Source organism: Enterococcus sp. DIV0358, assembly GCF_051713465.1.
Classification (GTDB): Bacteria; Bacillota; Bacilli; order Lactobacillales; family Enterococcaceae; genus Enterococcus; species Enterococcus faecalis.
The window spans coordinates 833,277-858,307 of sequence record NZ_JBIOPX010000001.1; the positions used below are offsets into that span (position 1 = coordinate 833,277).

The window sequence follows — 25,031 nt, forward strand, 5'->3', positions numbered from 1 at the left end:
TCATGTATAAATAAACGGAAGGAATAGTTGAAATGAAAAAATTTTTTTTGGGTATGTTAATGATATATTCCTTAATTTATTGTATGGGACTAAAGAAAGTATTTGCGATTGAAACAGATCAATCGCTTTATAAAGTAAACTTGCAAGTGACTACAAATGGCGAAGAAAATAATATAGGTGGAGAATTATCGACAAAAAACAATATTTTAGAAGGAAAAGATGGGGATACAATTATATTAATTCCTAAGCCTAGACCAGGATATATATTTAATGGGTATAAATCGTTTCGAACAGATGATGGTGCTAGTACAGATGGTTTGTTAGATATTAATAATAATATGTTTGAGTTAAGTGATAAAATTGGAAATGTAACTATTTATGCAGATTTTATAAAAGAAATAGAGGATCCTAATGTTTATTTCAAAGATAATTTTAATCAAGTCAGTGATTTATCGAGATTTACTTATTCTGATGATGTAAGATTAGACGATGGATCTATTTTACTATCTCCAAAAAATAAATTCAGCTACTTTGATTACAATCTTTTGAGTGACGCTATAGAAGAGAGTTCTTCTATTGGTTATAGCGTTGGTTTTTCTCTTGGACAAACAGGTGAAATTAAAGAGTATAATACAATAAAGATTAACTTTAGAAATAATGATACAGTAAATTATTTTTTGGAATTGACAGGAAAGAAAGCAATATTAAAAAAACAATTAATCAAAATAATATGATTTTATCAGAAACAAATTTTAAATTGGACGAAGCAATTCACACTTATAGAATTAATGTAATAAACCATAGTATCAGTATAGAAGCGGATAATCGTGTAATTTTGAATTTTCATGATGTAGAATCCAATTCTTTTGATAGTACAAAACCAATATTCAAAATAGAAGAAAATTCTTTATATCGCTCTATTTTATTAGACGATTATAGAACTAATTATGAATAAAATACCATGTTTTAAGTATAAATTATCATGTTCAAATTGTCAAAAAATTATAGTCTATAATTTTTTGAAGGAGTGTATATGATGAGTGAGAAAATAATGAATACAATTCAGAATAAAATTTTACCTATAGCTACAAAAATTGGAAATCAACGATTTTTAGTAGCTTTAAGAGATTCATTTATAGGGACAATGCCTGTAGTAATGACAGGTTCAATTGCGTTGTTAATCAATGCTTTTTTGGTTGATATTCCTGATCAGTTTAATTTACAAAAGATTACGTCGTTCTTCCAATGGTGGGTGGATATTAATAATTTGGTTTTTAAAGGTAGCATTTCGATAGTAGCTTTGCTCTTTATTTATTGTTTAGGAGTAAATATTGCCAAAATATATAAAACTGATACTTTATCTTCAGGACTAGTCGCACTGTCTTCATTTATTATTTCCATAGGTAATTCTATGACTTCAACTTACAATTTATCGAATAATGATAATATTGACTTAACAACACTATTTGCTGGAGTTGAGGGAATAAAAGTTACAGGTAGCAGTTTAAATGTGACTATACAAGGATTGTTACCTGGTACTCAAATTAATTCAAATGGTTATTTTACTGCAATAATCATAGGTTTTTTATCTTCAATTATTTTTTGTAAACTCATGAATAAAAATTGGACAATTAAATTACCTGATACAGTTCCTCCGGCTATTGCTAAACCATTTTTATCAATAATTCCAGCTCTAGTTTCATTGTATATAGTAGCTATTTTTACTTTTTCATTAACTAAAATTACGGATTTATTAATTATAGATTGGATATACAAAGTATTACAAACACCGATGTTAGGCTTATCTCAAAGTTTTCTTGCAGTGGTATTAGTGCCAGTCTTAACACAATTTTTCTGGTTTTTCGGTATTCATGGTGGAAATGTTATGGCTCCCATTATGGAAGGTGTATTTGGAGTGGCTCTATTAGCTAATTTAGAAGCTTATCAAAACAATGAAACTATTCCTTATGTTTGGACAAGCGTATCATACGGGGCGTTTGTCTGGTACGCAACTTTAGGTTTATTAATTGCGATTTTTTTGGTATCAAAAAATAGTCATTATAAAGAAGTTGCAAAACTTGGAATTATGCCTGTTTTGTTTAATATTGGTGAACCAGTAATGTATGGATTACCTACTGTATTAAATCCTATTTTATTTATTCCATTTTTATTATGTCCTGCTGTAATGTCTAGTGTGGCTTATTTAGTAACAGATTTAGATTGGGTTTCTCCAGTAACACAAAATGTAACTTGGGTAATGCCACCGGTCTTATATGGATTCTTTTCGACAGGATTTGATTGGAAATCAATTATTTTATCAATTATTAATCTAGTTTTAGCCACGTTAATTTATTTGCCGTTTGTTAGAACGGCAAATAAGAAAATTGGATAATTCTTAAGTAAGTCGTAGTTAGTGTGTAGTAGAAGTATGATAAGCCTCATTTTTGATATATTAAGGGAGTAAGAGAGATGCAAACGTTTGAGATAAAAGAAGAATTTTTTATAGATGGAAAACCAACTAAATTGATCAGTGGAGCAATCCATTATTTTCGCATAACATCGGCACAATGGGAAGATAGCTTATACAATTTGCACTGGGTGCGAATACTGTAGAGACTTATATTCCTTGGAATCTGCATGAACCAGTGGAAGGTGTCTATGACTTTGAGGGAATGAAAGACATTGTTACTTTTGTATCATTGGCGCAAGAACTTGGCTTGATGGTGATTTTGCGGCCCTCCGTCTATATTTGTGTGGAATGGGAATTCGGCGGGCTGCCCGCTTGGTTACTGAAAGAGAATCTGCGATTGCGTTCGACTGATCCTCGATTTATGGCAAAAGTTCGTACTTACTTCAGTGTGCTTTTACCAAAATTAGTTCCTTTGCAAGTGACACATGGCGGACCAGTCATCATGATACAAATCGAAAATGAATATGGTTCTTATGGTATGGAAAAAGAGTATTTGCGGCAAACGAAACAGGTGATGGAAGAATTCGGCGTTGATGTTCCGTTATTTACGTCAGATGGTGCTTGGAAGAAGTGCTAGATGCTGGTACACTGATTGAAGAGGATGTTTTCGTGACAGGAAATTTCGGAGTCATTCCAAAGAGAACGCTGTAGTGATGAAGGAATTTATGGTAAAACACGACAAAAAGTGGCCGGTTATGTGTATGGAATATTGGGACGGTTGGTTCAACAGGTGGGGAGAACCGATTGTTAAGCGTGATGGCCAAGAGCTAGCCAATGAAGTTAAGGATATGCTAGCCTTGGGTTCATTGAATCTCTATATGTTTCATGGTGGCACCAATTTTGGCTTTTATAATGGATGTTCTGCTCGTGGCATGTTGGATTTGCCGCAAGTAACTAGTTATGATTACGATGCGTTATTGACGGAAGCTGGAGATCCGACTGAAAAATATTTCTATGTACAAAGAGCCATTAAAGAAGCGTGTCCTGAAGTGTGGCAAGCTGAACCCCGCTGGAAATCGTTTGGTTCTTTAGGAACATTCCCGGTACAAAACAGCGTCTCATTATTGGCGGTAAAAGACCAGATGACAACAGCACAAGAAACGATGTATCCATTAACGATGGAAGAAGCAGGACCTAGCTATGGGTATATGCTTTATTCAGTAAACCTAAAAAATTATCATCACGAAAATAAGCTCAAAGTAGTGGAAGCCAGTGACCGCTTGCATCTTTTTGTAGATGGCAGCTTGCAGACGATTCAATATCAGGAGACCCTTGGGGAAGAAGTGATGATCAATGGTATGCCAGAAAAAGAATTAATTGAACTAGATGTTTTAGTGGAGAACTTAGGCCGCGTGAATTATGGCTTTAAATTGAATGAACCTACACAAGTGAAAGGCATTCGTAGGGGGATCATGCAAGACATCCATTTTCATCAAGGCTATCGTCAATATGCATTGACATTGTCCGCAGAACAACTCCAAAGAATTGATTACACTGACGGTAAAAATCCGGTCCAGCCTTCTTTTTATCAAGTTGAATTCACGTTGACTGAACTTGCGGATACATTTATCGATTGCCGCAGCTATGGCAAAGGAGTGGTCATTGTCAATGGTATCAACTTAGGTCGTTACTAGCAAAGAGGACCAATCCATTCCTTGTATTGTCCGAAAGAGTTTTTGAAAAAAGGTACAAATGAGATCGTGATCTTTGAAACGGAAGGGATAGAAATCAAAGAATTAGTCTTTTGTGATCAGCTGAATGTCAGAAAAGTATAATATGATTATGGAAGTTATTTTGAGTCATACTATTAAAAATGTAAATTTTTTTCGTGGTACTGGTAAGGTGTTGCGGTTTAACTGCAAATCAGGATTTTAAAATTGATATTTGATGAATCATAAGACATGGGGAGTACTTCAATAAAAAATACTGTTAAGTCTAGGAACTAAATTTAAGTTGTAGAAAGTTTTTTGAATTATTGACAAAGTAAGAAGCATCTATTGGATTTATAAAATTTCTCTATAATTTTTGATGTTGGGAAAAATACCAATATTTTTTTTATGAATCAAAAAAGCCTCCTTGCACATGATTGAAGGAAAATACTTTCATGAAAGGAATTGCTCATCCATTTTTCTGTTATCGTGTGATGAAGCATGTTCATCAGTCAGTTAATCCGTTTAAAACAACTATACCAATGGTTCTTCAATTTAGTGAATTTAGAATCGTCCGCTAAGTCTCTGGGGTCGTGAGTTTTATCATTTTAAATTAGCAAACAAGAAAATTATTTGATATTGTTGAAAAACAACAACTTCCTTATTTGGAACCTTATTTTAATCATTTTTCACTTCAATAGCATTTTGAATTTGTCTGATGTTCATGAATGATTATCGCATTTCTTACTTAAAAAAAATAAATGTAGATACACTCAATTTCGAAGGGATAATTACTAACATATGGATATGGGCAAGTATTGTATGAGCTTCAGTGATTTCGACTTCTTTTATCTCACATAATTTTTTAGTATGCTTCTAATATCTTGTCTCAACTGATCATAAATTACTTTTCTTTTATATATTTTGTTGTAAATCCAAGGTGGTACTTACAATTCCAACGAGTATAAACTTTTATCGTTAACGCTAGTCCTCAGTATGCAGTGCGTGTGTTTTTTAGTTCATTGGGAGAATTAGTCTTGTTTGATAACTTATTTAGCCTATACTTCCTCAAATTTACAGCCATTAGCGCAAGCCCAATTTCATTGTGTGTCTGCTGTTTTCCTCGAACAGAGAAGCAAGTGAAATCAAAACGAGCCTTTAAATGGCCGAAACTTGGTTCAACATCAATTTTTCGTTGACGGTAGATTTTCCTTGTTTCTTTTTCTGACAGGAATTGTTGAATTGTTACTTTAAAGAATTCCCAGTTCATGTTTTTTTGAATCTCACGATTCTTATCACTTTTCGCTTTCGTACATTGGCTTCAAACAGGGAAATCTGAACAGTCTTCACATTTATACTGTTTTAAATAGCGTTTAAATCTGTATTTATCTGTACGAATAAATATTTCGGAAACTCATTTTCCGACCATCAGGACAAAGAAACATATCATCTAATTCTTGATAGGTCCAGTTTGCGTGAAGGAACGGGTTTTGTTTAAATTTTTCTTTTGTTCTTTATGATACATGGCATCAGTGATGAGCAGTGTTCGCTCATGCTCTTCTAAAACAATCTGTATAGGATGACATTTAAAAGAAACAATCCTTTAAAGTTGTTAAAAAAGGGCGCAGTGTCTGTGTATTTGTTAGATTTGAGAAAAGGTCGTAACCTAAAGTATATTGACTATTGATCACGATTTGAAGGTTGTATTCTGCTTTCGACTGATCATTTTTCATGTGGTCGTCTTTCATGCGCATAAACGTGGCGTCTAGATCTGTTCCAGAGTAACTATTTCATTAGCCTAAAATCTGTCTATGAGTTTGATAAGCACTGTTTATTTCTTTAAAGTCATGAAATAGTTTTTTAGGAACTTTTCAGATGAAACTAATTGATTTACGAGTAGTCACATCCTCTTCTTGTTCAATTTTCTATGTCAATTTTTCGACAACATGTGTGAAGTGGTCTTTAATCTTACCTAATTCAGTTAAGGATATTTTTTTGTGGACTCGTGCTTAATTTCAGGAATAATCGTATTTTTCAACAGTTCATCATAAAGAAAGGTGGATTTTTCAGTGAACTTTTCGTCAAAGTCATCAATGTTTTTTCTCCAAACAAAGGTATATTTATTAGCATTAGATTCAATTTTTGTGCCATCAATAAAAACGGTTTTTTCATCGATTAATTGTTCCTTGACTAATTAACTACGGAACTAGACAAAGTGCTACTAAAGGAGTGCGTTTGCTAAAGGATTAACGCAAAAACGCTTGATCGTTCGGTAGCTAGGCGCATAAAATCATCTTCATCATCAGTTTCGAATGATAAGAAGAAGGCCCCATTTGATGATGAAAAGGGGTGAAATGCTTTTCGGGAATACTTTCAATTAATTCATCGATATTGAATGCGATATCATTTTTTCTAACTGAAAACTAAAATATAGAGAAAGAATGACTTGATTTGTAGTATAATTTTTAAACATGAGAACACTTCATAATTTATTGGTCTAGTTACTTTTATTTTAGCGAAGCTGTTCTTATTTTAATACTAAAAAATAGTCTAGATGCCAATCGATTTGATTTGTATCTGGATTTTTCGTTAGGACTTATGTTCCAAGCTATGACTAAAGTCATTAATAAAAAATCCAGAGGATTTTCTCCTCTGGATTTGACGCTGCTCTATGAATTATCTTTGCTAATATTATTTAAGTTTGACTTCAATAGATGTATACCAGATTTAATAAGAAGAAAATAGACGCAAATAAATATTTAGCTTTGTTTCTTTTTTAAGATAAGACCAAAAAGAAAAACTAAAAGAATGCCGCCAGCCAAAGGCAGCGTAGAGTACTGTTTTTCCCCTGTTTGAGGTAATTGCTGATATTTTATGGCTGTATGTTTCTTATTGTCAACATGATCTCTTTGTTGAGCAGTTTTTTCTAGTGTAGAGGGGAGTGCCTGTGGTTTTGTTTTTTCTTCTTTAATTATTTTTTTTGAAGAATTCATAGTTTTGTTTGAAATATTATTTGTTTTTTTCTTAATAAATGTGGAATTTCCAGTATGTTCTGTTTGTTTTGATGATAGAATAGTTAAAGCGGCAGAGACAGTATCAGATGAACCATCAGGATACGTAAAGGTAATACTAACAGGTGCTTTTTGATAGATTGTGTCTGTTTTTGGTTCGCTATACGTCCAGTTTACGGTTGTCCCTTGAGGTAATTTAGTGATTGCTTCTGCATTTTGAATAAAATCTAATGGTTGAACTGGATCATTAAGTGATATGCTTAACTCTTTTCCTTTTGGATTATATTGTTGTGCTTGAGAAGTAGATTGGAGCAAAGGGTCTTGCGCTGAACCAACTCTGCTTTTATTTCTTTAATTTCTTTAAATGGTTTTAATAGCTCATTAAACAATATATTTTTTGTTGGTATTTGTTTTACTTTATCTAGTAAAGATTGTGCACGTGTTTTTACTTCTGAATATGCAGAGATATTCTCAGGTGTTTTATCACTCGTTTTTATTGGTGTCGAAAGAATGCTTTCTAATTGTGATATAAGCGTCTGATAAGTTTCAATTTCTTGTACGGTAGCTTGGCGCTCTAAAAATGCCTGCTTTGCAGAAGTTATAGCTGTTTTGTGTACTTCAACATCAACAATTGCTTTTTTTATATCTTCTAATGTAGCACTAGGGGCACTTACAATATTCTTTCCTTTTTTATACGGTTCATAAGCATTGGATATAGCATTTGTATAAGCGTTTTTTGACTCCTCTGTATAGGGAAAAATATTAGGGTTTTCTTGAATCAGAGTGAGTAAGTCTTCTAAAGCAACATTCAAAAATTTTTTTTCATTTGCTATTTCTTGTTCTTTTGTTGGATGATTGTTTGCAGCTGTTTCCCAAGCTTTTGCATGATTATTTTCTGATTCATTTTCTTCTTTAGCTGTGGGGGGATCATATGGAGTTACCACTGAAACAATGACTTCTGTAATACTTCCATCCTGATATTTAACTTGGACAGGGAAACTATAATAACCATCTTTTTGAATAGTGAAAGGGAGTTTTTGTTCATATTCTTTCAAAATCGATTTTGTAATGGGCACTTTTCCTAAAGCAGTAGTTTGAACAGCGTTTAAGATATCAAACTTTGTAATCATTTCATTTTTGTTTTTGGTAAGATTTGTTACGGTTACTTGGTAAAGTTCTTTTTGTGGTCGTGTTTCTTGTGCAAATACGTTATTGTTGTGTGTGATAGGGAATGTAGCCCCAGCAGATAAATACGTAGCACACAAGAAAAAAATCCTACTTTTTTTATAGCTTTTTTCATTTTCTTCTATCCTTTCAGATTAAAAATAAAGATAAAAGTGTTGCATTTGTATAACATTTTACTACTAATAAAATATACATTTTTATTTTCTATTTGTAAACAACTTAATTCGTTTTTTTTATTTAAAATTAAATTATAAAAAAATAGATGAGTACATTGATTATAAAAAATTAAGTAAAAGTATTGATACAATAAAGTTAATTTAACGAGATAGTACGAGGATATATAAACATAAATATGGTGTGAAAGTATTTTTTTTGCATTAAAAAAATATTGCTCTTTACCTTTTTTAATATTATAATTATTTTCGATATATAAATATAAAGCGTTATTATGTTTTCCTACTTACTTTTTAATAAAGAATAGAAGGGGGATAGGGATCATTTAATTTAAGGGAAGTAGTAAGAAAATTAGTATAAAAAACAAATGGATATACTATTACACATTGTTTTTTATATTGTTTTACAATAAATTAAAGGAGGAATTATTTATGAAATCAAAAAAAATACTATATATATGTTTGGGAGTATCCCTTGGATTCAGTTCAATATCTACTATTTCTTATGCAGATGCTGAGAGTAATAAAGAAGTAACAGAAAAGAATAATAGTATAACATATGTCGATTCTTCTTCAAGAAAATCAGTTTCTAGCAGTGAATCTGTATTTAGTAGTAATACTGTTCAAGAAGCTATTACTAGTTCATCATCGACAGAAACAGATACTACAGAAACAAGTGAACCAAGAAATAATAAAGAAGATACTAAAAATTTAGGAGAAAATAAGCAAGATGATGCTTCTGATGATTCTTCAGTTACTTCTCAAAAAGAGCAATTAAAGATTAAGATAATGTCACTATTTTCGGATGTTCAATGTACAAAACTATCAGAAGATGTGACACAAGAAAAGATTGATAAATTAAAAGAAAAAGTAGGGAATTCAACTGATCCTCAAAAAGAAGAAATACTTACATTACTATCTCGAGCTACGGATTTATTACAGGAATTTACTTTTAAAGGATTAGGTGATTCAACGTTTGCACAACTATATTTTTATGCTGATAAAAGCTACAGCTGTAGATTAATTACTAAACCAGTGAAACCGCATTCCTATATTGATAAAGAATATGCGACAATTACAGTTATGGATAATAGGAAAAATACAGTCTATAGTAAAAAATATATAGGAAATCAATTGCAGCAGGCACAGTCTGAGGCATTAGATCTAAAAGAAGGCTATTATTTAGTAATTAATAAAACAGAACCTAGTCGATTTGTAACAAATCATAACGATCAATTGAAACAAAATGAAACTAATCCATATATGTATATGGTGAGAAATGGGGAGTTAGAAAGAATAAATGATAAAAATCGAATTTTACATTTTTTAGGATTAGGTAACTCGGAGTATGCGACGTTAAAGATAGATTATAATGCTATGAATTTGACACTGGTTACTAATAATGTGAAGCCACATCAGTATTTTACTAGTTCTTATGAGAAAATCGAAGTTTTGGATTTGCAAGATAAAGTTATTTACACTAAGGATTTTATAGGGAATAAACAATTAGAGGCTGAAACAGAAAAAGTTCCTTTTGAAATAGGCTATAAAATACGTTTAACTGGATCTGAGCATAGCTCTAGAGTGAAAAGTTATGATGAATATAATGATGAAGTTGCTATGGATTTGCCCAAAGATCAAGCAACACTTAAAATCCAATTAGATAATCTTGAGGTTATGAAATCAAAATATGGTTCTGATTTAGAGTCAGAGATAATGACCTTATTTTCTGATTCTGAATGTACAAAACTATCAGAAGATGTGACACAAGAAAAGATTGATAAATTAAAAGAAAAAGTAGGGAATTCAACTGATCCTCAAAAAGAAGAAATACTTACATTACTATCTCGAGCTACGGATTTATTACAGGAATTTACTTTTAAAGGATTAGGTGATTCAACGTTTGCACAACTATATTTTTATGCTGATAAAAGCTACAGCTGTAGATTAATTACTAAACCAGTGAAACCGCATTCCTATATTGATAAAGAATATGCGACAATTACAGTTATGGATAATAGGAAAAATACAGTCTATAGTAAAAAATATATAGGAAATCAATTGCAGCAGGCACAGTCTGAGGCATTAGATCTAAAAGAAGGCTATTATTTAGTAATTAATAAAACAGAACCTAGTCGATTTGTAACAAATCATAACGATCAATTGAAACAAAATGAAACTAATCCATATATGTATATGGTGAGAAATGGGAAGTTAGAAAGAATAAATGATAAAAATCGAATTTTACATTTTTTAGGATTAGGTAACTCGGAGTATGCGACGTTAAAGATAGATTATAATGCTATGAATTTGACACTGGTTACTAATAATGTGAAGCCACATCAGTATTTTACTAGTTCTTATGAGAAAATCGAAGTTTTGGATTTGCAAGATAAAGTTATTTACACTAAGGATTTTATAGGGAATAAACAATTAGAGGCTGAAACAGAAAAAGTTCCTTTTGAAATAGGCTATAAAATACGTTTAACTGGATCTGAGCATAGCTCTAGAGTGAAAAGTTATGATGATAATAATATAGTAAAACCAATTGAGTTATCTGAGAAAATGGTAGAGATCCGAATTGGGAAACAAGGATTATCTAAAGTTTTTTTATTCAATGAAAAAATGAATACAACACTTCAAAAAAATATTGAAACGAGACTGACAAAAGAATATTTGAATAGCTTTATAAAAATAGATGATAGGCACAAAGCATTTTTAAATTGGCTATATGGAAATTTTGAAGCTATGCAATTATACTTAGATGCAGGTTATGCAACAACATCTAATCAAGGAGGAATGTCTTCATACCAATTTAAAAATCCATATAATTTAGAAAATGAAAAAGAATTTTTTGAATTATGGTTTAAAATATGGAGTAAATCTGATAAGTCACATCAGGGAACTAATTTAAAAATTGCTATTAGTGTTGCTATGGAGTTTAACAAAGAAGTAAGTGCTTGGTATAATTCTTCTCTGAAAATTGATCCAATCAAAAGATACTTAAATTATGAAGATGCTCTTAAACAAGGATTTCTTTTTGAAGATTTTGCAAGTTTAACTGTACAGGAAACAAGAAATGTAGTAAATGCTAAAATAACTGATGATGATATGAACTGGTTAAGAAATTATGTGAAGCAAAATAAACCAGATATGTTAACTAGATCAGGAATTACAAGAGGCTATACTCTAATTAAATATGTTATGAAAAATCCTGAAACTGGAGTAAGCGTTCAGAGTGGAAATTTTTACGGACCTAATCCAACTATAAAAGAAGTTATTAAATATGGTGGAGTTTGTGGAGCTATGTCCAAGCTTAGTTGCGTTTTAGCACAAGCATATGGTGTGCCAGCTTTTCCTGTTGGGCAACCAGGACATTGTGCATATATATTTTTAAACAGCGATCATAATTATCAACTCGGATACGATGTTTATGGATGGAAGGGTTGTGGCAACTATAATTCTACACTTCCTTATATACAGATCAATAACTATTTTTCTTCTCATATTGATGAATATAGAAAATCTGAATATTTTAGATATGAATCAGCAATAAAGACAAATAATTCTGATAAATTGAAACTTTTAAATGAATCATTAAAGGTAGAACCACTAAATTATCATGCGTGGAATGATAAGTTGTTGTTATTGTCCGAATCTTTTGATACCAATCTATACAATGAAGTTAAGCAAGATATGAATAAATCTTTAAAAGATTACCCAGTTATTTCTGAGGATATTATTTCTAATATATATGTAAAAAAATAAATGCTAACAATTGGTCAAAATCATATTTTGTATCAATAAGGTTGATAATTTGTGTAAGATTAAACAATATTGGTAAAGAGAAATTATAGAATAGTATCAAAGAGAGTAGGATAATAGTCCTTTCTCTTTTTGACATTGCTTTTTCTCCATACATTTCCTTAATTTTCTTAAAATTAAGGAAATGAGTATCAAGCTAATATCAATCTTGGCATCTTGTTTCCCTCGGAAGTGGAGAAACGTTGGAACGGTAAAATAAGCTTTTAGATGGTAAAAAACGGGTTCGACGTCGATTTCCCGTCTCCGATAAATCGAACCTATTTTTTCCTCTAAAAGCTTATTTTTACATTTTGCTTCAACTATATCGGTTGAAGGGAACTGCCCGTTGGGCAGGCCAAATATATAGGTATTCTTCAAAATAGCCTCAGTTATCAACTATAAAAGGACTGTTTTTATAGATATTTTTATTTTCTTTATGATAACTAGCATAAAGAATTAACGGTATTTTTTGCGAGATATCATTTATATACATATAATTTTCTCCACGTTCATAGCTTGCATCCCCGCTATAATATATTTAGGTGATTCATTATGTGATTCCAAAAGACTGTTTAAAAACGGATTTATTTTTTTGTCAGTTGTATTTAGAACTAGGTCATACGCTAGTGCATATTGATTTTCTGTTGAGATTTGCAAATTGTAGTAAGGATTTAGTTGACTATTGCGTTCCTGAAAAAGGCAATTATAGGTTCTATATATTTTTTGCTAGATAACCCGTTTGAATTTTACGTAGGATCTTCTTTTTTCGGCTCTTTGTCAAATAATGTTAGTAAAGAGAAATTATGTAATCATGTCGAGTCCAGAGGAGAAAATCCTCTGGATTTTTTTACTTGGTCTGTATAGCTTGTCATTGTTGAACGAAAATCTACAATTTGAAATTATAAAGGTTGCAAAAACCATAGGCATTCCGCTTTAACACTTTGATATGATTATTTGGACACTCTAATTGTCTATTCGAATAAGAATAATTTAAAGCATAACGAATCTGTTTTTGGTATTTTTAAAGGTTCGTAAAGTGGTTTGATAAGTAGTTGGCAAGTGAGAAAAACTTTACGCAAGCAAAGCATCAAAATACGTTTGTTTTCGTTTATGAATGGCATACAAAAAGTATTGGTACAACGTGTAACCTTGTGCTAACTCAACGCCATAGGAAAACCGACTATCCACAAACTCTGTTTTGGTTAGATAAGTTTTAAACGAAGGACGCCAACGGCGGTTTAAACTATCCAATTTTTTTAATTTTTTTGTAATAGCTTCTAATATTTTTTGATTTGCTTTTAAGCTAAACTTGAACTTTTTAATAGGTGGTTTGTCCAAGTGATTCGATGGTTTCGAAAAGTCTGACCTATCTGTTGAACGATATGTAAGTGATCAATGATGAGCTTCGCCTTAGGAAAGCGTTTTTTACTAGAGAAACGTAAGGTACATACATGTCAATGACAATAAATTAGACGTTTTCCCGCACAGACAGTGGAAAACGATTAAAATAACGTTCTAAATAAAGGAGTTGTCTGTTTTCAACACTATCAAATAATTTTCTTGTTTGCCCATTTAAAATGATAAAATTCATGGCACCAAAACCTGACGAACGGATTTAAATTAATCAAAGTGAAGAACCGTTGGTAAGATTGCTTTAAAGGATTCAACGGTTGATAAAAGCGTTTCAGTATACGATACACAGAAACATTTTTTTACGAGCAATTCCTGTCATGAAAGTATTTTCTTTCAACCGTGTAGCAATGGCTCATTTGACAGATTGATTAATGAAATAATGCTTTTCTACAATACTTATATCCGCAACAAAAGTTCGTTGACAGGTATGACATTTAAACCGTTTTTTCTCAATTCCAGATATGTTTTGAATTCTGTGACTTCATTAAGCAACAAGCGAACGTTTCTCATTTCCTTCAAAGGTAACATTTAGATATAGTATATTTAAGGTTTCTTTGATAAACTCAGTATTAGGATATCTTGAGTCCTCCTTAGAATAGATAAGCGATTTTAATTATATAGGATTTCAAGATGTCTTTTTTGTGAATCAAAAAGATGTTGGTAAAAATACCAACATCAGAAAGTATAGAGCAAATTTTTTTCAATATAAAAAAGAAACCTTTTCCGGCTAACAAAAGATTTTCAGAGCGGTAACTATTTATAGTCATGGATAAGTATATCGTACATTAGAAAAATATTCAACGGTATCCTATCATAACGATGGAGGTTGTGGCAAGGATTCATTTCAATTCATAGAATGTTATTTAATAGTAACGAATTAAAAATATTGCTTTTGGAGGAATAAAAAGAGAAGATTAAGTAATACGGAAATAGCCAAGAAAGCTTTAAAAAGAAGCGTAATATAGAATGATGCTTATCGACTTATAAAATTCTGTCATTGATGAGTTTATGGAAACAGGGAAATTTTATTACGCTAGTAATTACTTTCAAGATGAAATGTTTTGGTCACTGAAGAAATAAAGGCAATCATAAAGACGGCCAAAATCCTAGTGTACTATGTTACTGAAAATAAAACAACGGCTGGTCAAAGATTCTTGTCTTTGTTCTATGTTGCGCGAGAAACAAATGATAGGCTCTATTGTCACCGATATTTAGAATCTTATAAATAATTATGTGTTCGTAGTAAATACAATCGAGCCTGCATTTTCATAATTTAGAATGGTACATTTTTATCTATTAATAGGCATCCCTATACATATTTATGGTATCAGTTGGGATTTTTAACTTAGCAGAAACTTTATGAATTGAAAATATAAGAAAAGTGAAAATAAGCATGGAAATATGTGAATTAAGTATAATAGAAGATCCTTTCTTTTACCGATATACAAAGATAAAAGAACTTGAATCGTTCAGTACGTCTGAATTAACGATTGCTCTTAGTGTAGTTAGAAAAGAGTGTTGCATAAAGGAAAAAGTGTTTCACTCTCAGTCTGGGGATTAAGTGGATAAAAATAAGGTTAAATTAATCAACAAGTATAGAGAAAACCTTAAAAAACTGCTGTTTATTAAGTAAGGATATATTTCGGATACAATCACGCAAAACATGATTGATACATTGATCAAAAACAATAAAAAAATTATACGGAAGATTCAAAAAGGATGAATTTAACAAAGCACAGGAAGATTTAAAAGATTATAGGAATATTTGCTTTTAGTACTGTTCGTATAAATAGGAAAAACACTAATAGAAGAGAGGACGTAAAATATGACTAAAAAGATCGATTGGAAAAAGTTATACCATAAAAGTAAAAAAGAAAGAACTGAAAAATAAATGAAAATGGAACGTGCGTTGGAAGGAATGGTGTGTGGTTTTCCAAGAAAAATAGCTGATGGTTCAATTTAAAATTATAAGATGGCTTAGGAGAATACAAATGGATGAAAAAAATACAAAATTCAATGGTTGCTAACACTAGTAAATGATGCTAGCCAACATCATTTAGGAAGAAGTATTTCATTATCAGCAATATCAAAGGCAAGAAAAGGTTATAGATAAAGTGATTTACAGATTAGCTGGGATCATTGCAAATAATTTTCGTGTGAAGAATTATTATTATTATAGTTCTGCAGATATAGAATTACATTATGTAGGACTATTAACAGATGTAATAGACAGCTTTAAGCCAAAAAACAAAAAAGAAAAAAACAGTAATTAGTTATGAGAAACTATTATTGATGTATCAATAAAAAGACTCTAGTTTAGATTAGGGTCTTTGTGTTAAACTTAAGACAAGGATTTATGGCATACTCTTTTTTCTAAACAGATTCTTTACTTGTTAAAGGATCTGTTATTTTTATTTAAAAATTGTTAGCTAGTTAGAGCAAATGGTTCGTAATCATTCGGTTGATTGTTCGAATTTATCATAGTAGTTAAAACGAAATTATCTTGTGTATATAGAAAACACCTACTGAAGACGCACAATACTTCCCCAAGTTGTGTATGTTTAGTAGGTGTTTATTTATAATTGTATATTCGAATTATAAATAAAATACAATTGTTTTGTAAAATGAAAACTTGAAATTTAAAAAAGAAAGCGGTAAAATATCTTTACCAAACAATTTTATTTTTCATTTTATTACTACCTCTTGTCGCCTTACCCCAATGAGGCGGCTTTTTTACATAAAAATATTGAACTCAAAAAACAGATATTGTAAAATATTTATACATATTTAAACTCTTATTTTTTCACGCAGACCACCTTTTCTCAATAAGGTGGTCGTTTTTTTGTTGAAAATTGAAAATCAGTAAAGTAAAATTATTATATATTAAGCTATAACTAGTAAGAACTATTTTATCCCCAATAAGCTAGTTATTACTTGGACCATTAGCTCAGCTGGTTAGAGCAAACGGCTCATAACCGTTCGGTCACAGGTTCGAGTCCTGTATGATCCATTTGAAAATTACTTCTGTAACTTAATGATGTAGTAGAATAAAAAAAGTAAATTTAGCATTGCGTGTAGATTGATTTTTTGATATTATGTTTTTAGAAGATTAAACCACGATCGTCGGAATGCGGTTGTGGTATTTTTGTATAGGTGGGAAATATGAATAAAAAACCATTTAAGACCCTAGATGAGCAGATTATCATATTAAGAAATAGAGGTCTAGTTATTTCTGACGATGAAGTAACAAAGTCAATTTTGCTTAGAGAGAACTATTATAATGTTATTAATGGGTACAAGGATATATTCATAGATAGAGAGTCTGAAGATTCTGAAAAATTCATTAAAAATACTAATTTTAATGAAATTTACCGTTTATATTCTTTAGATAGAGATTTTAGGAATCATATATTTAAGTATCTATTAATGTTCGAAAACAATCTTAAAACGATTATATCGTATAGATTTGCTGAACGTTTTCCTGATAAAAATGCTTATTTAAATGCAGATTGTTATTCAAAACAATCTAGTGAATTGGACAATGTTTTAAAAAATATTGCTAATTTATCTAAAATAATACAAAGAGAAAAAATAAAAAGCATACTAATTCAATAAAACATTATTTGAATAATCATGAACATATACCTGTATTGGTACTAATTAATAATCTGACTTTTGGTGAAACATCTTATTTTTTCAATTCCTTGACGAATGATTTACAAGAAAAAATTGCTAAAGATTTTAGCGTTAAGTATAAAAAAGAATATAGCACGAACGATGATATATCTGTAGGGGCTTTAAAACAAATAATTAAAGCGGTTAACTTTTATTGAAATATATGTGCACACGAAGAGGTACTCTATTGTAAAAAGGTAGGTCCTTTGAAAGAAAGGAATTTTAAAAAGTATTATGATAGTGATGTGTTAAAAGAGATAAAAAAAGGTAGCTTGTTTGGATTATTATCAATGTTAAAATTAGTATTGTCATTAGATGATTTGAATTATCTTCTTTTTTACATTTATCTTCCCTTGGTTATTAATGAAAAGATAGGTATTTTTGAGACGGTTTCAATTGCTACAATAAAATCCAAAATGGGATTTATTGAAGGCTGGGAAAATAAAATTTCAAATTTTAAAGAAGCTAATTCTGGATTGATGAGTATTTTAGAAGAAAATAAATAGTTTTCAGTGTATTCAAAATAAACCTCGCTCCCTAGATGGGAACGAGGCTTTCTTTATAAATTATTTGAAAATTTCCGCACACACATTTTCACCACAACTAGTTGCCTTTTTTGATTATACCTATCATAAACAGCAAGCTCTGTGCCATCAGGTAACATGAGTAATTCATCCGCCAATTCTTTTTTAGAAATAATGCAGTTGATAGTCTCTTTTTGAGTTTGCAAAGAAAATCGGACTAACATTTCTGGATAAGTAGTTAATACCTTAATTTTATGAATTGTTCCTACATAATTTGGCTTCATAGAAATCAACTCCTTGCTAGTAGTTAACTATATTAAGATTGTTTTTATTCGTCTAGGTATGAAATGACCATACTTTGACCATACTCTTTAAGAAAATATAGAAACTATCAGAACATAGAATTTAATACAAACGCCTATTTTATAAGTGTTGAAGAAAGTTAGAAATTATTAAAAAAAATAAATCTTAAAGTATCAGTTTATCCAGTAGCTAACTAATACGATTAAAAAGCTGAATCTCCGGATTCAGCTTTTTTTGTCTTGCATAAAGGAAAGGGTTAGACGGAAATAAATGAAGATCTCAAAATAAAAAAAATCTCACATTGGGTTTAACTGCTTGTCTGACAAGGTTAATTGATGATATATTTAATGTAATAACAAGCATGTTATAAAATAATTGAGTCAAAAGAAAGAAGGGTATTATGCAGAAGAATTTTAGTGTAGTAAAGAAGTACGTGAATTTGATTTTGGATATTGTATTAGGGATTTTAGGAGTTTTCTTATTAGTATTTATGGCTAGTTATTTAGTTGACCTCGCTACATATCTCATGAAGCCAATGACGCCGGATAATTTTTCAGTTATCATGCAAGAAATTATTTCATTCTTTATGTTATTTGAGTTTATTATGATGATTCTTCGCTATATTCAAGAAGGACACCATATTCCGATTCGTTATTTGATTTTAATTTGTTTAACCGCAATTTTACGTCAATTAATGGTTGCACATGGCGATGGCTTGCAGACCTTATTGTTATCTTTATCAATTCTTTTACTAGTGGTTGTGCTATTTATTCTCGGGTTAAATGGCAGCAAATTTTATACGCTAGGAAAAGCGAAAGTAGAAGAAGATCACGAGCAAGATTTTCATCATTAATCGAACATAATCAAAGACCGTCCAACGTGAGAATTTTTCTCTAACGTGGGGCGGTCTTTTTAATGCATAGTTAAATAGTTAACTCAATCAGTTCAATTGTTGGTAAGACACCAAAGCGTGCGCTGATTTTAGTGGTTCCGATTCCTGGGTGAACAATTAGCGGCGTTTCATCTTCTAAATGATAAAGCCCATGTGTATATTTTTTGGCAAGCTGATTTTTGTAAGTGAAAAAAGGCAAGCGAATCTGTCCGCCGTGACTATGTCCTGCTAAAATGAGGTCAATGTTTTTGTTGACTGCTGAGTCTGCGACATCTGGCTCATGGGTTAGTAGCAGAGTGGGCGTTCCAGTAGGGCGGTTGACTAAAGCTGCAGCTAAGTCGGTTTGTCCATATAACGAATCTTCTAAACCAGCGACGTACAAGGAGATGCGGTGTGAGACAGGCAGTAATTTGCCCGTGTTTTTTAGTACGGTAAAGTCGGCAGCTTCTAAGATTGTTTCGTAAAAATTGGTATCTAACCCGCTATACTCGTGGTTGCCATAAATAGCGAATTTGCCATAAGGGGCGTTAATTTTACGGAAAAGTTGACTCACTTCATCCTGAATTTCGATACCAAAACGGGCATAATCATCAAATAAGTCTCCTGTAAAAACGACTATGTCTGGTTGTAATGTATTTGTTTTTTCAACAATCTGTTTTAAGGCCTTCACAGAATAATTCTTTTTTAAATGAATATCAGAGAGTTGAACAATCCGTAAGGTTTTCCCTGATTCTGTTACTTTAATTTGATTTTTGTGTATGACTAAGCATTTAGGTTCAATAAAAAAACTATAGCTTAAAATGCCGATAATAATGAAAAATAGTGCCAGAAATAAATAAACGTTCATAATTTCCTCCTTGAAGTCGCTAAATTAGTTTACTACAAAAGTGTTAAGCAAAAAATAAGGAAAGGTAAAATTTTCAGTAAACTTTCTCGATGAAGTTTTTTGGTGATTCATGCTTTTCTGAAGTAAATTTGCTATAATGAAAAATGAGAAAAAAGAAAGAAGGTCGAACCAATGATGGCAAGAGTCGAAAAGCTACGGGAGTTAATGAAAGAAAATAATTTACAAGGATTTTTAGTGACAAGTCCGTATAATTTACGTTATTTAACCAATTTTACTGGGACAACGGGCTTGGCAATGATTACATTAGATAAAGCTTTTTTTGTAACGGATTTTCGTTATACGGAACAAGCTGCGGAACAAGCAACTGGTTTTACTATCGTTAAAAACACAGGACATATTTTTGACGAAGTAGCAGATTTAGCTGAACGTTTGCAATTAGATAATTTAGCTTTTGAAGAAACGCAAGTTAGTTTCGCTGATTATAGCTTATTGGAAGAAATTTTACCATGTGAATTAGTTCCTGTAATGGGTTTGATTGAAGAATTAAGAGAAGTGAAAGATGAAGAAGAAGTAGCGATTATTGAAAAAGCGTGTGCCATCGCGGATCAAGGATTTGCCTTTGTCTTAGAGATGATTAAACCTGGAATGACAGAGATTGAAGTGGCTAATCAATTAGATTTCTTCATGCGGTCAAAAGGAGCCAGTGGTGTTTCTTTTGAGACAATTGTGGCCAGCGGTCTACGTTCGGCGATGCCACATGGTGTTGCTAGCCATAAAGTCATCGAAAAAGGTGAGTTAATCACTTTAGATTTCGGTTGTTATTATGAAGGCTATGTTTCTGATATGACACGGACATTTGCCATTGGTAGTATTCAGCCAAAACTAAAAGAAATTTATGACATTGTTTTAGAAGCACAATTAAAAGTGTTAGCAGAAGCTAAACCTGGGTTGACGGGCATTCAATTAGATGCGATTGCACGGGATCATATTGCTTCCTATGGCTATGGCGATGCGTTTGGTCACAGCACTGGTCATGGCATTGGGTTAGAAATTCATGAAGGACCAAATGTTTCATTCCGAGCAGATAAACAGTTTGTACCAGGGAATGTGATTACGGACGAACCTGGAATTTATTTGCCAGGAATTGGTGGCGTGCGTATTGAGGACGATTTATTAATTACTGCTGAAGGTAATCGTGTATTAACACATGCGCCAAAAGAATTAATCATTTTATAAAGGTTGGGAGAACATGGATATCCAAGAGTATCAGCGGTTTATTAGTGCGTTTTATAAAAAACGTAACTGGTATCAATATGATCCGTTTATTCGTTCCAACTTTTTAACAGAAGAAGTCGGCGAAGTTTGTCGGGCCATTCGGACAATTGAAATTGGCCGTGATCGACCGGATGAAACAGTTTTGGCGGATGAAGAGAATCTGGAAAATTTAACGGAAGAGTTAGGCGATGTGTTGGATAATTTATTTATTTTAGCCGATAAATATGACATCTCTTTAGAAATGATTATGCAAAAGCATCGGACGAAACTAATGGAACGTTATCCTGAAGAATAAAGATGTAAAAATAAGAAAGCCAAAATTACTTGGTCTTTCTTATTTTTACGTCTAAAGGCTTGAATTAGAAATTTATGACAAGAAATTATCTGTTCTTTTAGTCAGAACTTAGCTTTTCTGGTAGCGAAATAGGCTAATTAATGATAAACTAAGAACGAGTATTGATAAGCAAAATTTGGACGTTCTTTCACAACCAACTGAAGAAACCAGTGTTGTTTTAATTTTTAAGAATCATCCGTTGCTTAAAAGAGAATCCTTAAGAGACTTAGTGATTCATCAAATAAATCGTTTATTGAACGATTTTGTGCGTAATAGATAAGGAGGACAACCAAATGTCAGAAGAAAAAAATCTTGTAATCAATGCAAACGATTCTTTAGGAGAAATCGTGATCGCTCCTGAAGTCATTGAAGTAATTATCGGAATCGCTGCTTCAAAAGTAGAGGGCGTTTATGGGATGCGTGGCACGTTCGCCAATAATGTGAATGAATTATTAGGCCGTGCAGCACACGGCAAAGGTGTATATTTACGAACAGAAGAAGAAGGCTTAAAAGTCGATATCTATTGTTACTTGAACTACGGTGTTTCTGTGCCAAAAGTTGCGTTAGAAATGCAAGACCGTGTGAAACAACAAGTCTTATTTATGACAGATATTGATTTAGTTGAAGTGAATATTCATGTTGTAGCGGTAGTACCTGAAAAAATCCCTCAACCAGACTTAAATGAATTATTCCCAGAAGATGAAGATGGAGAAGAGAATGAGTAAAACAGAATTAACCCGTCACGAGATTCGTGAAAAAGCGCTCCAAGCCCTTTTTCCTTTAGATTTTAATGCTGATTTAACCAAACAAGATGCCATTGATTATGCATTGGCTTATGATAATCGGGAAATCGTCAGTGAAGATGGCGAAGACCTAGTCCCTACGTATTTAGATTTACTTGTCGGCGGTGTGTGTAGCCGCAAAGCAGAACTAGACGAAGTGATTACGAACCATTTAGGTAATAACTGGTCTATGCAACGCTTAGCAAAAATAGATATTGTTATTTTACGCTTAGCTATTTTTGAAATGTTATACGTTTCAGATGTGCCAAACATTGTGGCATTAAATGAAGCCGTTGAGTTAAGTAAAAAATACAGTGACGACCGTTCACGTAAATTTGTTAATGGTGTGTTATCAAATGTAATGAAAGAAATTGATTCAGAGGCGTAAGCTCTGAATCTTTTTTTACTATCTAACTGGTGTTAAGATACTGGGTTATATGCTAAAATAAATACTATTAAAGAAGTAAAGAAACAATAGAGGGAGCGAAGGAATGAGTACAGTAATTAACGGTCGTGAATTAGCAGATCAAATGCAAGCAGAGATTCAAAAAGATGTAGAAAAGATGACACAACAAGGCATCCAACCAGGATTAGTTGTTTTATTAGTTGGGGAAAATCCTGCCAGCCAAACGTATGTGAGAAATAAAGAACGTGCAGCAGCCAAAATTGGCATTCTGTCAAAGGTCGAAAAACTGCCAGAAACTATTTCAGAAGAAGAATTATTGGCTGAGATTGACAAATATAATCAAGATTCACGCTTTCATGGCATTCTTGTACAACTACCTTTGCCAAAACATATTGATGAAGAAAAGATTTTATTAGCGATTGATCCCAAAAAAGATGTAGATGGGTTCCATCCAATGAATTTAGGCCGTTTGTTTGTAGGCAAACCTGAAATGATTCCTTGCACGCCGTATGGAATTATGAAGATGTTTGAAGCTTATGATATTGATTTAACAGGTAAACGTGCGGTGGTTATTGGTCGAAGCAATATTGTTGGCAAGCCAATGGCACAATTATTGTTAATGAAAAATGCGACCGTGACGATTGCCCATTCTAAAACTGAACATTTAGCAGAAGTTGCAAAAGAAGCGGATATTTTAGTTGTAGCAATTGGACGCGGGCATTTTGTCACCAAAGAGTTCGTGAAACCAGGTGCGGTAGTGATTGATGTGGGCATGAATCGCAATCAAGAAGGAAAACTGATTGGTGATGTAGCATTCGATGAAGTTTCTGAAATTGCAAGCTATATCACGCCGGTTCCCAAAGGTGTTGGCCCAATGACGATTACCATGTTAATGTATCAAACAGTCGAGGCAGCAAAAAAACAAAAGTAAGGTGAAAAAATGACGCAACAGTATTTAACAGTAACAGCCTTAACGAAGTATTTAAAACGTAAATTTGATGCAGACCCTTACTTAGGACGTGTCTATTTAACAGGTGAAATTTCGAACTTTCGCTTCCGAGCGAACGCGCATCAGTACTTCAGTTTAAAAGATGACCATGCGAAGATTTCTGCAATTATGTTTAAATCAGCCTTTCAAAAATTGAAGTTTCAACCAAAAGAAGGCATGAAAGTCATGGTGGTGGGGCGTATTTCGCTTTATGAAAACAGCGGCTCCTATCAAATTTATATTGAACATATGGAACCAGATGGTGTAGGTGCACTTTATCAAGCATTGGCAGAATTAAGAGAAAAACTAGGAAAAGAAGGACTTTTTGAAGGGCCTAAACAACAGTTGCCTCGTTATCCCAAACGAATCGCTGTGGTTACAAGTCCTAGTGGTGCTGTTATTCGGGATATCATTACGACAGTTAAAAGACGGTATCCGATTGCACAACTGGTCCTTTTTCCAACCTTGGTCCAAGGCGAGCAGGCGGCGGATGACATTGTGCGGAACATTCAGCGAGCCGATGCGCAAGGCGATTTTGATACGATGATCATCGGCCGTGGCGGTGGTTCAATCGAGGATTTATGGCCATTTAATGAAGAAAAAGTGGCTCGAGCCATTCATGCTGCCACCACACCGATTATTTCATCGGTTGGTCACGAAACAGATGTGACAATTGCCGATATGGTAGCAGATGTTCGTGCAGCAACGCCAACGGCAGCAGCGGAACTAGCGGTACCAGTTTTAAATGAAGAACTATTAAGAATTAGTGAACGGCGTAGTCGTTTAGAACAAAGCTTTTTATATCTCTTACAACAACGAACAGAACGTTTCCAACGACTACAAAATTCTTATGTGTTTAAGCAACCTGAGCGACTTTATGAAGGTCAAACGATTAAATTAGATCGAATGACGCAACGTCTTTTCCAAGCAATGACAACGATTCATCACCAAAAACAACGTCAAGCCCAAGGAATTATCGCTCAATTGCAACAACAGACACCAAAGGGACAATTAAGAGAAAGTCAGCAACAGTTGGCGTTTTTACAACGAAACTTGCAAACACAAATGACACAATTGTTCCTAAACAAACAAAAGCAATTCACGTCTGCTGTTCAACAATTAGACTTACTCAGCCCACTCAAAATTATGGGTCGAGGATATAGTTATACTACAAAAGAGGACCGTGTCGTTAAAACTGTTACCGAGTTACAGCCAGCAGATCAATTAACGATTCATTATGCTGACGGTACAGTTCAAGCAAACGTCGAAACAATAACAGCGAAAAAAGAGGAGTTTTAAC

18 protein-coding genes, 1 tRNA gene and 7 pseudogenes are annotated in these 25,031 nt (G+C 32.5%); 18 read left to right on the plus strand and 8 right to left on the minus strand.

Features of this window, described 5'->3' with window-relative positions; translation table 11 throughout:
- The first annotated feature begins 32 nt into the window (after nucleotides 1–32).
- The 4 genes and pseudogenes from IGK70_RS04160 (at nucleotide 33) to IGK70_RS04175 (ending at nucleotide 4,700) form a co-directional block, all read left to right on the plus strand.
- Complete coding sequence (locus tag IGK70_RS04160; protein ID WP_131501843.1) at nucleotides 33–734, plus strand: hypothetical protein; 702 nt, start codon at nucleotides 33–35, stop codon at nucleotides 732–734.
- 299 nt (nucleotides 735–1,033) lie between these two features.
- Nucleotides 1,034–2,392, plus strand: coding sequence for a PTS sugar transporter subunit IIC (locus tag IGK70_RS04165; RefSeq protein WP_374758014.1), 1,359 nt, complete (start codon nucleotides 1,034–1,036; stop codon nucleotides 2,390–2,392).
- Between the two features lie 77 nt (nucleotides 2,393–2,469).
- Nucleotides 2,470–4,245 (plus strand): annotated as a pseudogene (locus IGK70_RS04170) (glycoside hydrolase family 35 protein).
- 329 nt (nucleotides 4,246–4,574) lie between these two features.
- The gene (locus IGK70_RS04175) at nucleotides 4,575–4,700 is read left to right on the plus strand and encodes a hypothetical protein (RefSeq protein ID WP_256856975.1); all 126 of its coding nucleotides are present in this window, start codon (nucleotides 4,575–4,577) and stop codon (nucleotides 4,698–4,700) included.
- A 122-nt stretch (nucleotides 4,701–4,822) separates the two neighbouring features.
- Here IGK70_RS04175 and tnpA read toward each other — a convergent pair.
- The 4 genes and pseudogenes from tnpA to IGK70_RS04195 all read right to left on the minus strand — a co-directional run.
- Nucleotides 4,823–5,095: pseudogene (tnpA, locus tag IGK70_RS04180) on the minus strand (IS200/IS605 family transposase); the annotation flags it as partial.
- A 15-nt stretch (nucleotides 5,096–5,110) separates the two neighbouring features.
- Nucleotides 5,111–5,425 (minus strand): annotated as a pseudogene (locus tag IGK70_RS04185) (transposase); the annotation flags it as partial.
- 1,453 nt (nucleotides 5,426–6,878) lie between these two features.
- Nucleotides 6,879–7,445 carry a Rib/alpha-like domain-containing protein gene (locus IGK70_RS04190; RefSeq protein ID WP_010819878.1) on the minus strand — a complete coding sequence of 189 codons (567 nt, stop codon included), beginning with the start codon at nucleotides 7,443–7,445 and terminating at the stop codon, nucleotides 6,879–6,881.
- Complete coding sequence (locus IGK70_RS04195; RefSeq protein ID WP_220421759.1) at nucleotides 7,391–8,395, minus strand: hypothetical protein; 1,005 nt, start codon at nucleotides 8,393–8,395, stop codon at nucleotides 7,391–7,393. Before IGK70_RS04195 ends, IGK70_RS04190 begins: the two co-directional genes overlap by 55 nt.
- 525 nt (nucleotides 8,396–8,920) lie before the next feature.
- Between IGK70_RS04195 and IGK70_RS04200 the strand changes: the two genes are divergently transcribed.
- A complete protein-coding gene (locus IGK70_RS04200) occupies nucleotides 8,921–12,256 on the plus strand; it encodes a putative mucin/carbohydrate-binding domain-containing protein (RefSeq protein WP_438775184.1) in 3,336 nt (1,111 codons plus the stop codon).
- Between the two features lie 96 nt (nucleotides 12,257–12,352).
- Here IGK70_RS04200 and IGK70_RS04205 read toward each other — a convergent pair.
- A pseudogene (locus IGK70_RS04205) lies at nucleotides 12,353–13,055 on the minus strand (IS5/IS1182 family transposase); the annotation flags it as partial.
- A 123-nt stretch (nucleotides 13,056–13,178) separates the two neighbouring features.
- Nucleotides 13,179–14,206: pseudogene (locus tag IGK70_RS04210) on the minus strand (ISL3 family transposase); the annotation flags it as partial.
- A gap of 428 nt (nucleotides 14,207–14,634) precedes the next feature.
- Between IGK70_RS04210 and IGK70_RS04215 the strand changes: the two are divergent.
- The 6 genes and pseudogenes from IGK70_RS04215 to IGK70_RS04240 all read left to right on the plus strand — a co-directional run bounded on the left by IGK70_RS04215 (nucleotide 14,635) and on the right by IGK70_RS04240 (nucleotide 17,886).
- A pseudogene (locus IGK70_RS04215) lies at nucleotides 14,635–14,977 on the plus strand (hypothetical protein).
- A gap of 121 nt (nucleotides 14,978–15,098) precedes the next feature.
- Nucleotides 15,099–15,428: pseudogene (locus IGK70_RS04220) on the plus strand (hypothetical protein).
- A 1,213-nt stretch (nucleotides 15,429–16,641) separates the two neighbouring features.
- A tRNA-Ile gene (locus IGK70_RS04225) sits at nucleotides 16,642–16,715 on the plus strand.
- A gap of 152 nt (nucleotides 16,716–16,867) precedes the next feature.
- Nucleotides 16,868–17,320, plus strand: coding sequence for an Abi family protein (locus tag IGK70_RS04230; protein ID WP_010712176.1), 453 nt, complete (start codon nucleotides 16,868–16,870; stop codon nucleotides 17,318–17,320).
- Between the two features lie 8 nt (nucleotides 17,321–17,328).
- Nucleotides 17,329–17,538 (plus strand): Abi family protein, encoded by a 210-nt coding sequence (locus tag IGK70_RS04235; protein WP_285603724.1) that lies wholly within the window; start codon nucleotides 17,329–17,331, stop codon nucleotides 17,536–17,538.
- Between the two features lie 48 nt (nucleotides 17,539–17,586).
- Nucleotides 17,587–17,886 carry a hypothetical protein gene (locus IGK70_RS04240; RefSeq protein ID WP_010712177.1) on the plus strand — a complete coding sequence of 100 codons (300 nt, stop codon included), beginning with the start codon at nucleotides 17,587–17,589 and terminating at the stop codon, nucleotides 17,884–17,886.
- Nucleotides 17,887–17,939: 53 nt separating this feature from the next.
- Here IGK70_RS04240 and IGK70_RS04245 read toward each other — a convergent pair whose 3' ends face one another.
- A complete protein-coding gene (locus tag IGK70_RS04245; RefSeq protein WP_010712178.1) occupies nucleotides 17,940–18,188 on the minus strand; it encodes a hypothetical protein in 249 nt (82 codons plus the stop codon).
- Between the two features lie 419 nt (nucleotides 18,189–18,607).
- Here IGK70_RS04245 and psiE point away from each other — a divergent pair, with 419 nt between their 5' ends.
- A complete protein-coding gene (gene psiE, locus IGK70_RS04250; RefSeq protein ID WP_002355869.1) occupies nucleotides 18,608–19,060 on the plus strand; it encodes a phosphate-starvation-inducible protein PsiE in 453 nt (150 codons plus the stop codon).
- Between the two features lie 70 nt (nucleotides 19,061–19,130).
- Here psiE and IGK70_RS04255 read toward each other — a convergent pair whose 3' ends face one another.
- Complete coding sequence (locus IGK70_RS04255) at nucleotides 19,131–19,946, minus strand: metallophosphoesterase (protein ID WP_002363393.1); 816 nt, start codon at nucleotides 19,944–19,946, stop codon at nucleotides 19,131–19,133.
- A gap of 171 nt (nucleotides 19,947–20,117) precedes the next feature.
- Here IGK70_RS04255 and IGK70_RS04260 point away from each other — a divergent pair, with 171 nt between their 5' ends.
- The 6 genes from IGK70_RS04260 (at nucleotide 20,118) to xseA (ending at nucleotide 25,030) form a co-directional block, all read left to right on the plus strand.
- Nucleotides 20,118–21,182, plus strand: coding sequence for a M24 family metallopeptidase (locus IGK70_RS04260; protein ID WP_002391500.1), 1,065 nt, complete (start codon nucleotides 20,118–20,120; stop codon nucleotides 21,180–21,182).
- A 13-nt stretch (nucleotides 21,183–21,195) separates the two neighbouring features.
- Nucleotides 21,196–21,516, plus strand: coding sequence for a MazG nucleotide pyrophosphohydrolase domain-containing protein (locus IGK70_RS04265; RefSeq protein ID WP_002355872.1), 321 nt, complete (start codon nucleotides 21,196–21,198; stop codon nucleotides 21,514–21,516).
- 332 nt (nucleotides 21,517–21,848) lie between these two features.
- Nucleotides 21,849–22,280 carry an Asp23/Gls24 family envelope stress response protein gene (locus tag IGK70_RS04270; RefSeq protein WP_002355874.1) on the plus strand — a complete coding sequence of 144 codons (432 nt, stop codon included), beginning with the start codon at nucleotides 21,849–21,851 and terminating at the stop codon, nucleotides 22,278–22,280.
- Nucleotides 22,273–22,725 carry a transcription antitermination factor NusB gene (nusB, locus tag IGK70_RS04275; protein ID WP_002355875.1) on the plus strand — a complete coding sequence of 151 codons (453 nt, stop codon included), beginning with the start codon at nucleotides 22,273–22,275 and terminating at the stop codon, nucleotides 22,723–22,725. The genes IGK70_RS04270 and nusB overlap by 8 nt, the downstream gene beginning before the upstream one ends.
- A 103-nt stretch (nucleotides 22,726–22,828) precedes the next feature.
- On the plus strand, nucleotides 22,829–23,674 hold the full coding sequence (locus IGK70_RS04280) for a bifunctional methylenetetrahydrofolate dehydrogenase/methenyltetrahydrofolate cyclohydrolase (protein WP_002355876.1): 846 nt from the start codon (nucleotides 22,829–22,831) through the stop codon (nucleotides 23,672–23,674).
- A 9-nt stretch (nucleotides 23,675–23,683) separates the two neighbouring features.
- On the plus strand, nucleotides 23,684–25,030 hold the full coding sequence (xseA, locus tag IGK70_RS04285) for an exodeoxyribonuclease VII large subunit (RefSeq protein ID WP_002355877.1): 1,347 nt from the start codon (nucleotides 23,684–23,686) through the stop codon (nucleotides 25,028–25,030).
- The last annotated feature ends 1 nt before the right edge of the window (nucleotide 25,031 follow it).